Raw genomic sequence first — 12,773 nt, forward strand, 5'->3', positions numbered from 1 at the left:
GCAAGGAAATGCGGGACAGGTTCTCGCTACGGCTGCGCAGCCTGCGTGGCGCGCTGCTGGTGCTGTTCGCGCTGCCGCTACCCGCCGCGCTGCTGATTTCCCTGTTCGGCGGCGACCAGCGCGCCATGCTCGGCCTTGCCCTGGGGCTTGGGGCGCTCGCCCTAGCCTGGCGCTGGCTGCGGCGGGGAAGGGTGCGGCCGGCCGCGCTCTTGGTTGGCGCCGCCACGGCGCTGATCGGGGGACTGGCGGGCGGCATCGCCCCGTTCGGTGCGCTGCTCTTCGGTGTGATGGCCGGCTTCGGCACGAAGATGCTCTATACCGATGCGCCGCCGGCCGAGGCGGAGCCGGCGCCGCCACCGCAGCCAGACCTGCTGGCGGGACCAAGCAGCCGCCTCGCCGCGCTGGAAGCCGCCGATGCGCGGCTGCGGCCGGCTGTGTTCGGCCTGCGCGAGCTGGTGAACGACATGGCGCTGCGCCCGGATGGCGGCACCGATGCGCGCCGCTTCCTGAATCTGCAGCTGGATGGGCTGGAGCGCATCGAGGTCCGCCTGCGCCAAGGTATCGAGCCGCCCCATGGGCTGGCTCCGCTCGTCGATGACATGGCACGCGGCAGTCAGGCCCTGCGGGAGCGGCTGCGCAACCAGGAGCAGGAAGCGCTGGAGATCCAGGTCAAGGTCCTGGCCGACCGGCTGCGCGAGGAGGGCTACGCATGAGCAGAACGATGGATACCACGATCGAGACGCCGGTGGCCGGCGAGGCCGTGGACCGCCTCGCAGCCGCCATCGACCTGCGTGATCCCTCCACCATCCTGCGCTTCGGCGCCGAGGCGCAGAGCCGCGCCGCTTCCGCCGCCGATGCCATGCTGGGTGCCGCGCGCAACCAGGCCACGGGCGAGGCGGGGGAGGCCTTGTCCGGCCTGCTCTCCACCCTCCGTGGCTTCGACGTGACCGAGATGTCGGAGAAGCCGGGTTTGGTGGGCCGGTTGGCACGGTTGGCCGGACGTGGCCAGACCCAGGCAACGGCGATCATCCAGCGCTATGAAGGCGTGCGCGGCCAGATCGAAACGGTGGGCGACCGGCTGGACGGGCACCGCACCCGGTTGCTGGAGGATGTTGAACGGCTGGAGCGCCTCTACGGCGCGACGCTCGAATGGTTCCACGCACTGGCCGAGCACATCGCCGCCGGCGAGGTGGTGCTGGCCCGTACCGATGCCGAGGCCATCCCCGCTGCCGAGCGCGAAGCGGCAGACTCGGCCAATGACCTGGCGCCGCAAAAGCTGCGCGACCTGCGCGCGGCACGGGACGAGCTTGACCGGCGGGTGCACGATCTGCGCCTGACCCGGCAGGTGGCGATGCAGTCGCTGCCAGGACTCAGGCTGATCCAGGAGAACGACAAGGCGCTGGCAGCCAAGATCCATTCGGTGCTGGCCAACACCGTGCCGCTGTGGCGGACGCAGCTCGCGCAGGCGCTGGCCATCCAGAACATGCGGGAGGCGGGCGATGCGGTGCGCGCCGCGACTGACCTCACCAATCGTCTGCTCACCGCCAATGCCGAGACGCTGCGGCGTGGCAATGCGGAGGCGCGGGTGGAGCTGGAACGCGGCGTGTTCGACCTGGCCGCCGTGCAGCAGGCCAATGCCGCCCTGGTTGCGACATTAGAGGACAGCCTCCGTATCGCCGAGGAGGGCCGTGAAACGCGCAAGCAGGCGACGCGGGAACTCGCCAAGGCGGAAGCCGAGATCCGGCGCGCGCTGACCTCGGCCGGAACCGGACCGGGGCGCCGTTCTTCCTGACCTTTCCGTCCCACCGGCCGGGGGGGCCGGAAGCGGCTACGCCGGAGATCGTGGACGCCCGCGCTCCCGGCGCGGGGATGCGTATGATGGCCAAGCCGCGGGTGATCTGACAGGAAATCGCCTTGGCGGCCGCATTGCAGGGGCCGCCGCCTTGACCTTTCACAAAACCCGGTTTCCCCTGATGGCATAAACAAGTCATCAGGAGGAATGTTCATGCGCGGTTGGGCAGTGGTCGAGACGGGAGCGCCGCTCGAGGACATCGAGTTTCCCACGCCGGAGCCTCAGGGCGAGGAAGTCCTGATCGAGGTCACCCATTGCGGGGTGTGCCATTCCGACCTCCATATCTGGGAAGGCGGCTACGACCTGGGCAGCCGTGGAACCATGTCGTTGAAGGATCGCGGTGTCGTCCTGCCGCTGGCCATGGGCCATGAGGTGGTCGGGCGCGTCGCGAAGCTCGGACCGGACGCCAAGGGCGTGAAGGTGGGCGACATGCGCGTCGTCTTTCCCTGGCTCGGGTGCGGCCAGTGCGAGCGCTGCCAGGCCGGCGACGACAACATGTGCGCGGTGAAGCCACTCAGCATCGGCGTGTTCCAGAACGGCGGCTACGCCACGCATGTTCTGGCCCGTAGCCCACGCCACCTGGCGGCGTTCGACGGACTCGACCCGGCCGTGGCGGCGACCTATGCCTGCTCTGGCATCACCGTCTATTCCGCCATCCGCAAGGTGATGCCGCTGCCCGCGGACAAGCCCATTGTGATCGTCGGCGCCGGCGGGCTCGGGCTCAACGCCATCGAGATCCTCAAGGCCATGGGGCACAAGCGCATCGTGGTCGTGGATGTGTCCGACGAGAAGCTGGCCGGCGCGCGCGAAGCCGGAGCCAGCGACACGGTGCTGGCCGGAAGCGATGACACCACAGCCCGCATCACTGGTGCCTGCGGCGGGCCGGTGGAGGCGGTGATCGACCTCGTGAATGGCACGGCCACGGCGCGCTTTGCCTTTGACGCTCTGGTCAAGGGCGGCAAGCTGATCCAGGTGGGACTGTTCGGCGGTGAGCTGAACCTGCCTCTGCCTCTGATGGCGACCAAGGCCCTCACTGTCCAGGGCAGCTATGTCGGGAGCCCGAAGGATCTGCAGGAGGTGATCGCACTGGCCCAGCAGGGCAAGCTGTCGCCGCTGCCGGTGAGCACGGAACCCGCCTCTGCAGTGAACAGCGTGCTGAACCGGCTGCGGGACGGCAAGGTACGCGGCCGCGTGGTGCTGACGGCGGCCTGAAGGGCGCGCAGGCGGCGGGGTCAGCCCGCCGCCTGCAAGGGTTCCCGCCGCTCGGCCATGGCCGGGGCTGATGCGGAGCGCATGGCATAGCGCCGGGCCAGCGTCGCGCAGACGAAGAGCTGGATCTGATGGAACAGCATCAGCGGCAGCACGATCATGCCCAGCACCTGGCCGGGAAACAGGATGTTGGCCATCGGGATGCCACTCGCCAGGCTCTTCTTGGAGCCGCAGAACACCGCCACCACTTCGTCCGCCCGCGCCAGCCCGGCAGCGCGCGCCGCCGCCCAGGTGCCGAGCATTACCAACGCCAGCAATACGGCGTCGAGCAGCACCACCAGCAGGATCGTGCCTGCATCCATCTGGCTCCAGATCCCCGTCACCATGCCCTCGCTGAACGCACCGTAAACCACGATCAGGATGGAGCCGCGATCCATCACACCGGTGATTGCCTTGTGCCGGGCCACGAATCCGCCGACGAAAGGCCGCACCGCCTGACCCAGGGCGAAGGGCAGCAGCAGATGCAGGGCGATATCCCGCAACGCATCGAAGCTGAAGCCGCCGCCATTCCCGCCCGCCACCAGCAGAAGCGCCACCAGGGCCGGTGTGATCACCATTCCCGCCAGGTTGGACAGGGTCGCCGCACACAGCGCCGCCGGAACGTTGCCGCCTGCGATGGAGGTGAAGGCAATGGAGGATTGGACCGTGGAAGGCAGCACGCAGATGAATAGAATGCCGAGCGCCAGCGAGGGCGGCAGATAGGGGGCGGCGGCCCACATCACGCCGAGCCCGATGGCGGGGAAAAGCAGGTAGGTTGCGGCAAAGACCAAGCCCTGCAGCCGCCAATGCAGCAATCCCTGCAGCATGTTCCGCGGCGCGAGCCTCATGCCGTAGAGAAAGAACAGCAGCGCTACGGCGGCAGTGGCCATCCGATCGGTCCAAAGGGCGCCGGCCCCATTCGCAGGCCACAATGCGGCCAACGCGACCGTGGCGATCAGCAGCATGAGGAAGCGGTCGATCGGAAGACGAGCGAGAAGACAAGACATGGCGGCATCCGGCGTGAACGATGCCGCAGAGAATAGACATTTCACTTCTGAATACTTTAGATAACAGTCAACACAATCTGTGATGGCCTAATGCCATGCTGCCGCCCGCCCTGCTCCGTTCCTTCCTGGCCGTTGCCGAGACACGCTCCTTCACCCGTGCCGCCGAGCGGCTCGGGCTGCGGCAATCCACCGTGAGCCAGCATGTCGGGAAGCTGGAGGCCGCCGTGGGGCGCACGCTGTTCGCCCGCGACACCCACGCTGTAGGGCTGACCCCGGATGGCGATGCCATGGTGGACTTCGCACGCGGCGTCCTGGACGCGAATGAGCGGCTGGCACGCTTTCTCGATGGCTCGCGGCTGCGCGGCCGGATCCGACTGGGCGCTTCGGAGGATTTCGTGTCCGCCCGCCTTGCAGAGGCGCTGGTTGAGTTCACCCGTGTTCACAGCGCCGTCGATCTGGAACTGACGGTAGGCTTATCCGGCACCTTGTACGAGCGGTTCGACGCGGGGGAGCTGGATGTCATTGTGGTGAAGCGCCGGGCAGGGGACCGGCGTGGTGCATTTGCCTGGCGCGAGCAGGTGGCGTGGGTGGGTCGCCCTGGCTGGCGGCCGGACCCTGCGCAACCCCTGCCGCTGGTGCTGTATCCGCCTCCTTCCATCACCCGGGCCCTGGCACTGCAGGCGCTGGAGCGGGCAGGACGGTCCTGGCGAATCGCCTGCACCTCCTCGTCCCTGTCCGGGTTGCGGGCCGCCGCCATGGCGGGGCTCGGGGTCGCGCCTCATTCGGCACGGCTGCTGCCACCAGGGCTGGCTCCACTGCCCACCTCGCGTCATCTGCCGGAACTCGGCCAGATCGAGTTCGTGGTGATCGGCCCGGGGCCGCAGCACCGGCCGGCTTCCGCGTTGATGGCGGCGCTGCTGGAGCGGGCAGAACGGCTGCACCCAGAGTAAGAGGAAGCAGCAGGACATTCTGGCATCCGGCCGCCGCCGTCCCCATTGTCAGCGCCATGCCGTCTTTCCAGCAAGCCGGCGCGCCTTCCGGCATCCAGGTCGCGATGTCGCCCGAGGGCGTGCTGCACTACGCAATTCCCTGCCGCCCCGAAGCCCTGCCGCCGGTGACCCCTCAGGCACTGAGCCTGGCCTGGGATGCTGCCCGCGCCGCCGCGTCCGCCGAGGCCTGGGGACCCCACCGGATGCTGGCCTTCCAGGACGGGCCGGTGCTGGCGCTGGCCGATGCCGATGCCGCCTGCTGGGCCGAGGCGGTGGACCGTGCGGTGGGGCTGCAGAACCTGTCAGGCCTGGCACTCTGCCTGCGCCTGCTGGCGCTGGTGGAGTTGCTGGGACGTGCCCCGTGGCTGTCCGGGCTCTTCGCCATTGCACGGGATGGGATCGAGATGCACCCCGCACTGCTTTCGGCGGCCGCCTCGGAGCCGCTCGACTCCGCAGCCCGGTTCGACGAGCGCGGCATGAAGCGTCTATTGTCGAACCGCATCGCCGGCACCGGGGGTGCGGCGGGGGAGATGGCTCCGGGGCAATGGCCCCGCGCTGGGCTTTGAACCGCGTTCCGGTGCGGCCTGTTCTGTCCGGAGCACCCGATGAAACGCCTTCTGCCGCCCCTTCTTGTCACCACCGGCCTGCTGCTGGCAGCCTGCGCCGCACCGTCCTCCGGCCCGGTGCCGCGCCCCGGCCCGGCTGCTGGCGCCGGAGATCCGGCACAGGATGCGGCGATCGCCGCCTGCCGGCAGGAGGTGGAGCGCAGCATGCGCTACCGCGAACGCGGGCAGACCATGCGGGTGGATGAAGCCGAATCGCGCCTGGGGGCCGGCGCCTTCACGGGTTCCTCGCTGCGCAATGAGCAGCTCGGCGCGCGCTACGAGCAGGACCGGATGATGGAGGCCTGCCTGCGCGGCACGCAGCCCGGCACAGGCACTCCGGCCACGCCGCCGCCAGGAGGTGGGCGGGGCTCCTGAGCTGCCGTCGTTTCGGTCGCCCTTCGGCGCGCTAAGCCGCGCGCTGGCGACCCGCAACGCACGCATTTTCTTTGCAGCAAGCCTGGCATCCTGGACCGGGCTGTGGATGCACCGCATCGCCGTCGCCTGGCTGACCTGGGAGATGACGCGCAGCGCTCTCTGGGTTGGGCTGGTGGCCTTCGCCGATCTGGCGCCGGCGGCTGTGATCAGCCCCTTCGCGGGGGCTATTGCCGATCGAGTGGACCGGCTGCGCCTGGCCACCATTTCCCAGGCGGTGATCGGGCTGGAGGCTGCCACGGTCGCCATCCTGGTCGCCACCGGCAACATGCGGATCGAGTATCTGCTTGTTCTGGAGTTGTTGGCGGGCACGGCGGCGAGCTTCGCCCAGCCCGCCCGGCAGACGCTGATGTCGGGCATCGTCGGACCCGCGGACCTGCCCGCAGCAGTTGCCTGCAACTCGCTGGTCTTCAACATCGCACGTTTCATCGGTCCGGCCCTGGCGGGGCCGGTGATCGCCGCCTTCGGCGTGGCGCCGGCCATTGCCTGCAACGCATTGGCTTATGGTAGTGCGGTCATCACCATGCCGATGCTGCGTGTCGACCCCAGGCACCGTCATGGTCACCCGGCAACGGCCAGCCTCATGGGCGAGATCCGGGAAGGGTTCTCCTATATTGCCGGGCATAAGGGACTAGGGCCGTTGCTGGCCTACGCGGCCATCATGGGCGTGCTGCTGCGTTGCGTACAGGAAATGCTGCCACCGCTGGTGGAGCGGCATTTTCATCGTGGTGCCGAATCGCTGGCCATGCTGACGGCCTGCTTCGGAGTGGGCGCGCTGGTGGCCGGCCTTTGGCTGGCGGCGCGCGGACGAGTGGAGGGGGCAACCCGCCTCGCTATCCTGGCCGGGCTGTGGCAGGCGGCCGCGACGATGGGGTTCATCGCCACCGGCTGGTTCCCTTTCGGCCTGCTTTGCGCTGCTGCCATCGGGGCGGCCGCCTCGCTGCACGGCATCTCGGTGCAGCAGCTGGCGCAGCTCTCGGCGGCACCGGAAATGCGGGGGCGAGTGCTCGCTCTGTGGGGACAGATTACCCGCGCCTGCCCGGCACTGGGCGCGCTGATCCTGGGCGCCGCCGGCGAAGCGTTTGGTCTGCGCATGCCAATCCTGGTGATGTGCACGCTGGCCCTGCTGGTCTTTGCCTGGGGCTTGCGCCGGGAGGCCGGGATTCGCGCCGAGCTAGAGGGGCCGCAACAGGATGCGGATAACCGCTGAGCGGAGAGAAGCGAAGGTGGGCGCCTTGCCCGCCTTCGCCTCGCGTCTTAGAAGCGATGCGCCTGATCGGCGCTTTGCCGGGCTTTTCCTGGCAATCCGCCGGCGCAATGCAGGGAGCCTCCTTCAATGGCCAAGATCACCCGTCACGATGTCAGCCCGGTTCTGTCCGGCGCCATCGAGTACCATAATTTCGTCTTCCTGGCCGGGAAGACGGCTCCCGACCTCTCGCAGGACGTGGTGGGGCAGACCCGACAGGTTCTGAAGGCAATCGACGAAGCGCTGGAAGGCCATGGCACCGATAAGACGCGGCTGCTTCAGGCGCAGATCTGGCTCAAGGACATTCGTGACCGCGACGCCATGAACAAGATCTGGTCCGAGTGGCTGCCGGAAGGCGGTGCGCCGGTGCGGGCCTGCGTTGAGGCCAACATGGCCGATCCTCGCCACCTGGTGGAAATCATGGTGACCGCCTGTCGCTGAGGATGAGAGGCCGGACTTTTGTCCGGCCAATCTTTCCGCTTCCTTTACGATGGTGGGAGCGAATCTTTCGATTCCCGAATTCTTCCATAGGCTTGCGAAGGCTTGTTGCCAAATTGCCGCAACACTGTGGCATTTGGTGTGCAAAGCACCTGGGCTAGGACTAAGGTCACATTAACGGCATCTGAATCGCTGCCATTTGTGCAAATTGCGGTAACGGTCCGTGATAAGCGGGGGGCGTGGATTGCCGGCCTCATCAACCCTTTGCTACCGCCTGATACACACGGTCCAAAAGGCCGGGTCGGGGGATTGAGGCACTGGGGGTCGCATGCGGGGCAGCCGTAAAGCGCTGACTTTGGCCATTTTCATGAGCGCGTTCTGCAGCCTTCCGGCTGTTGCGGACACGACAACAGGCCGAAGCGTGCGTGAAGCGACGAAGCAGCCGCGTATCAGCCAGCAGCACGCTGCGTTGCGCAGCGCCAAATCGCAGCACGTCAAGCTCAACCCGACACGGCGCGCCGCGGTCGAGAGTTCCCGCGTCGCCCTCGGCGAACCCGGACCGATCTCCTGCGTGCCTTACGTTCGTGCCGTGACTGGCATGGGCATCATCGGAAATGCTCATACCTGGTGGTCCGGTGCCGAGAGCCTTTATGCCCGCGGTCAGGTGCCGGAGCCTGGCGCTGTGCTGAGTTTCCGGTCCTCCGGTGGCATGCGCCTCGGCCATGTGGCTGTGGTGTCGCGGGTCGAGGGGAAGCGCGAGCTGCGGATCGACCATTCCAACTGGGAAGGACCCGGCATCCGCAAAGGCACGGTGATGAAGAACGTCTCCGTCATCGACGTTTCGGAGCGCAATGACTGGACGGCGGTGCGCGTGCAGATCGGCCACAGCGACGCAGCCTATGGCCGGGTCTATGCAACCAACGGCTTCATCTACAACCGTGCGCCAGGCAGCACGCCCGCGCCGCTGATGACTGCTGGAGGGAGCGGCGCGGCGGCATTCGAGGAGGTGGCTGAGTCGGCTTCGGGCAGCCTGTCTCACGCAGCCCATCTGACCGAGACCATGCGCCGCCTCAACCTGGACGCCAGCCTCCGGTAAGGCCGGCGCACGGCGCATTGCGTCCGCAGTGCTCCCGCACCATCTTGCGCGCTTCTTTCTGGCTTTGAAGGGGCGGCAATGTCCGAGATCCGGCCGCATGCAGCGCACTGGGGCAGCTTCGACGCGGTGGTCGAGAACGGTCGGCTGACCGCAGCACGCCCCTTTCCCCGCGATCCTCATCCCGGCGCCCTTCTGGACTCGGTTCCGGCTGTGGTGCATGCCGAGTGCCGCATCGACCGCCCGCATATCCGCGCCGGATGGTTGCGGGGTGAGCGTGCCGGCGCTGAGCGCGGCGATGGCGACTTTGTTCCGGTCGAATGGGATCGGGCGATCCGCCTGGTGGCCGAGGAAACTGCACGCGTGCGTGCGCAGCATGGCGACAGCAGTATCCTGGGTGGCTCCTATGGGTGGTCCTCCGCCGGTCGCTTCCACCATGCCAAGAGCCAGTTGCAGCGCTTCCTCGGCCTCGGCGGCGGCTACACCACCCAGCTGACCAACTATTCCTACGGCGCCGGCATGACGCTGATGCCGCATATTTTTGGCACCAACGATGTGCTGCAGGGTCCGGTGACCGACTGGCCAAGCATCGAGAAGCACACGCGGCTGATGCTCTGCTTCGGCGGCTTGCCGCTGAAGAACGCCCTGGTGACTGCGGGGGGCGCGGGCGCACATGAGTACGTTCCCTGGCTGCGGCGCGTGGCGGCGGCGGGTATCCGGTTCGTCAACATCTCGCCGTTCCGGGGTGACGCGCCGGATTTTCTCGGTGCCGAATGGGTGCCGATCCGCCCCAACACCGACACGGCGCTGATGCTCGGCATGGCGCATGCGCTGGTGACCGGTGGGTTGGAGGATCGCGGCTTCCTCGCCACCCATTGCAGCGGCTGGAACAAGCTGCGCCCCTACATTCTCGGCGGCAGCGATGGGACGGCAAAAACGCCGGAATGGGCGGCCGGCATCACCGGAGTGCCGCCGGAAACCATTCGCGCCCTGGCCTTCGAGGCAGCCCGCCTGCCCACCATGCTGACCGCTACCTGGTCGTTGCAGCGCGCCGAGCATGGTGAGCAGCCCTGGTGGATGCTGGTGGCCCTGGCCTCCGCGCTGGGTGGTATTGGAAGACCGGGCGAAGGGGTGATGTTCGGCTATGGCTCGCTGAACGGAATGGGTACGCCGCGGCGCGAACTGCCCTCGGTGGGCCTTCCGGCCAGCCGCAACCCAGGCGGGATCGGTATTCCGGTTTCCCGCGTCACGGAGTTGTTGGAGCGCCCGGGCGAGATCCTGCAATACAATGGCCGCGACATCCGGTTGCCGGAGATTCGCCTGATCTGGTGGGCAGGCGGCAACCCCTTTCATCATCACCAGGACCTCAACCGGTTACGGCGGGGCTGGAACCGTGCGGAGACGATCATCGTGCAGGAGCCCTGGTGGACCGCCGCCGCACGCCATGCCGACATCGTGCTGCCGGCCACCACGACGCTGGAGCGCAACGACATCGGCTCATCCTCCCGCGACCGCTTCGTGCGCGCCATGCACCAGGCCATTCCTTCGCAAGGACAGGCGCGCAACGACCATGACATGCTGGCCGACATTGCTGAGGCGCTGGGCTTCCGCGACCGCTTCACCGAGGGTCGGGACGAGGGCGCCTGGCTACGGCACCTTTACGAGCGGTGGCGCCAAGGCTGTTCCCGCTTCGGCTTCGACGCGCCGGACTTCGACCGGTTCTGGACGACCGGCCATGTCGAGGTGCCGCCGCCGGAGGAGGATTTCGTTCTGTTCGCCGACTTCGCGGCTGATCCGGCCGCCAATCCGCTGAACACGCCTTCCGGCAAGGTCGAGCTGTTTTCCGAGACCATTGCCGGCTTCGGCTACGACGAGATCGGCGGCCACCCTCGCTGGCAGGCCCCCACCGAATACCTCGGCTCCGAATTGGCGAACCGCTTCCCGCTGCACCTCCTGTCGTTTCAGCCGGAAACCCGCCTGCACGGGCAGCTTGATCCGGGGCCGGTGGCTGCCGCCAGCAAGATCCAGGGGCGCGAGCCGATCCTGATGCATCCCGAGGATGCCGGCGCACGCGGCCTCGCCGCGGGCGACGTGGTGCGCGTGTTCAATGATCGCGGCGCCTGCCTGGCGGGATTGCGGCTGGATGCGGGATTGCGGCGCGGCGTCGTGGCCATGGCCACCGGCGCATGGTGGGACCCGGTTCCGGATGGAAAAGGCCTGGATGTGCACGGCAATCCCAATGTGCTGACGCAGGATGTCGGCACTTCGCGTCTCGGCCAGGGCTGCGCCGCGCAATCCTGCTTGGTGGAAATCGAATCCTTCTCCGCTCCCTTGCCGCCCGTCACCGTGCATCGTGCTCCTTCGCGGCGGACCGCCGGGGTGGCTTCGTGACCCGCTTGCGCCGGCGAGAACTGCTGGGCAGCGTCGGTGCCGCCCTCTCCATGCCGTTGGTGCTGCGGCCGGGCACGGCGCGTGCACAGACCGGGAGGCTGTCCACCCTCGACATGCCGAGCCAGCGTATGCCGCTGAAGCTCGATGACACGGTGGCGGAGGGTTACCGTCGCGATGTGCTGGTCCGCTGGGGCGACCGCGTGACCTATGATGCGGCGGTGTGGAGCCCCTACGAGCCCACTCCTTCGGCTGCCGCCACGCAGTTCGGCTGGGATGCGCGGATCTGCGGCATGGTGGTGCCGCCCATCGCCGCCGACGGCGTGCCCAGGGCGCTGCTGGCGGTGGCGCATCCCTGGGTCGAGCCGATCCTGGCGTTTCCGGATGGGCGAGACCGGCCGGGTGTTTCGGCTATGATGCAGGGCGCCTCGTTGCTGAACATCGCGCGCCAGGGCGGACGCTGGACGGTGGTGGACGGCGGCTACCAGTCCCGTCGGCTGACCGCGGGCACGCTTTGCCGCATGAGCGGACCTGCTGCCGGCGCGGTGGGCGGGCTGGTGCAGGGCCTGTTGGGCCCGACCGGCGGCTGTGCCACGCCCTGGGGCACCATTCTGCTGGGCGAGGGCGATCCGATGCCGTGGCTGGCGCGTCTCGCCGGACTGGATCAACGTTTCTCCCAGCCCAACCGCTTCGGCTGGGTGGCAGAACTGGATCCGCTTGATCCGGGGGCATTGCCTTGCAAGCGCACGGCCCTTGGCCGGTTCCCACATGCCGATCTCGCGGCCAGCTCCACCCGCGACGGCCGGGCCGCCATCTACATGGCCGATGCCGGACCGGGAAATTTCCTGTTCCGCTTCCTGAGCGATGGGCCTGGGGCGGAGCGGGACGCGCTTGACCGGGGCGAGATGAGCGTTGCGCAGATGAGCGGTAGCCGGCTGCGTTGGCTTCCGCTCCCACGTGATCCGGCATTGCTGTTCGACCCAACCGAAGCGGCGCGCGCCCTTGGGGCAACCGGCTTCGACCTTCCCTCCGGCCTGGTGGTCGATCCCGGCAATGGCGTGCTCTACATGGCGTGTCGGGGTCGGGCGAGGGTGCCGCAGGCGCCGCCGGGCCAGCGCCCAGTCGGTGGCTCCGGAGGAGGGATGGGCATGGTGCTGGAGGTTGCGCCGGATGGCGGGGATCATGCCTCCTCCACCGGCACGGCCAACATCCTGCTGGTGGGCGGATCGCCAGAGGCGCATCTGGCGCCTTTGGCGCGCAGCTGGCCCACCGCCCCTGCCTCGGTATCCGTGGATGGGGCGGGCCGGCTCTGGGTCGGCAGCGATCACCGGGGGCGTCCGCTGGACACGCCGGATGTGCTGTTCGGTGTCGATACGGCCGGGCAGGGACGGGGCCTCGCCCTGCCGATCTACGCCGCCCCGATCGGGGCGGCCATCGGCGGCTCGGCCATGACGCCCGACGGCACAACCTTGTTC

At 68.2% G+C, this 12,773-nt stretch carries 12 protein-coding genes; 11 read left to right on the forward strand and 1 reads right to left on the reverse strand.

The window, feature by feature from the left end:
* Positions 1-8 precede the first annotated feature (8 nt).
* The 3 genes from ACFOD4_RS06035 (at position 9) to ACFOD4_RS06045 (ending at position 3,064) form a co-directional block, all read left to right on the forward strand.
* The gene (locus ACFOD4_RS06035; protein WP_379595035.1) at positions 9-713 is read left to right on the forward strand and encodes a hypothetical protein; all 705 of its coding nucleotides are present in this window, start codon (positions 9-11) and stop codon (positions 711-713) included.
* Positions 710-1,792 (forward strand): toxic anion resistance protein, encoded by a 1,083-nt coding sequence (locus ACFOD4_RS06040; protein ID WP_379595036.1) that lies wholly within the window; start codon positions 710-712, stop codon positions 1,790-1,792. Before ACFOD4_RS06035 ends, ACFOD4_RS06040 begins: the two co-directional genes overlap by 4 nt.
* A gap of 213 nt (positions 1,793-2,005) precedes the next feature.
* A complete protein-coding gene (locus ACFOD4_RS06045) occupies positions 2,006-3,064 on the forward strand; it encodes an alcohol dehydrogenase (RefSeq protein ID WP_379595037.1) in 1,059 nt (352 codons plus the stop codon).
* 20 nt (positions 3,065-3,084) lie between these two features.
* On the opposite strand, the gene ACFOD4_RS06050 is transcribed toward ACFOD4_RS06045, so the two are convergent.
* Positions 3,085-4,107, reverse strand: coding sequence for a bile acid:sodium symporter family protein (locus ACFOD4_RS06050; protein ID WP_379595038.1), 1,023 nt, complete (start codon positions 4,105-4,107; stop codon positions 3,085-3,087).
* Positions 4,108-4,202: 95 nt separating this feature from the next.
* Between ACFOD4_RS06050 and ACFOD4_RS06055 the strand changes: the two genes are divergently transcribed.
* The 8 genes from ACFOD4_RS06055 to ACFOD4_RS06090 form a co-directional block, all read left to right on the forward strand.
* Entirely contained in the window at positions 4,203-5,057 is an 855-nt protein-coding gene (locus tag ACFOD4_RS06055) for a LysR family transcriptional regulator (protein WP_379595039.1), read from the forward strand.
* A gap of 56 nt (positions 5,058-5,113) precedes the next feature.
* Positions 5,114-5,662, forward strand: a complete 549-nt coding sequence (locus tag ACFOD4_RS06060) for a hypothetical protein (protein ID WP_379595040.1) — start codon at positions 5,114-5,116, stop codon at positions 5,660-5,662.
* Positions 5,663-5,701: 39 nt separating this feature from the next.
* Entirely contained in the window at positions 5,702-6,076 is a 375-nt protein-coding gene (locus ACFOD4_RS06065) for a hypothetical protein (protein WP_379595041.1), read from the forward strand.
* A 106-nt stretch (positions 6,077-6,182) separates the two neighbouring features.
* A complete protein-coding gene (locus tag ACFOD4_RS06070) occupies positions 6,183-7,343 on the forward strand; it encodes an MFS transporter (RefSeq protein WP_379595042.1) in 1,161 nt (386 codons plus the stop codon).
* Between the two features lie 126 nt (positions 7,344-7,469).
* Positions 7,470-7,820, forward strand: a complete 351-nt coding sequence (locus ACFOD4_RS06075; RefSeq protein ID WP_379595043.1) for a RidA family protein — start codon at positions 7,470-7,472, stop codon at positions 7,818-7,820.
* Between the two features lie 418 nt (positions 7,821-8,238).
* On the forward strand, positions 8,239-8,913 hold the full coding sequence (locus ACFOD4_RS06080) for a CHAP domain-containing protein (RefSeq protein WP_379595044.1): 675 nt from the start codon (positions 8,239-8,241) through the stop codon (positions 8,911-8,913).
* 78 nt (positions 8,914-8,991) lie between these two features.
* Positions 8,992-11,301, forward strand: a complete 2,310-nt coding sequence (locus ACFOD4_RS06085; protein WP_379595045.1) for a molybdopterin-dependent oxidoreductase — start codon at positions 8,992-8,994, stop codon at positions 11,299-11,301.
* Positions 11,298-12,773: PhoX family protein (locus tag ACFOD4_RS06090; RefSeq protein ID WP_379595046.1), on the forward strand; the 1,476-nt coding region annotated here is incomplete at its 3' end. The genes ACFOD4_RS06085 and ACFOD4_RS06090, both read left to right, overlap by 4 nt.

It is taken from the genome of Teichococcus globiformis (assembly GCF_042646265.1).
Taxonomy (GTDB): domain Bacteria; phylum Pseudomonadota; class Alphaproteobacteria; order Acetobacterales; family Acetobacteraceae; genus Pseudoroseomonas; species Pseudoroseomonas globiformis.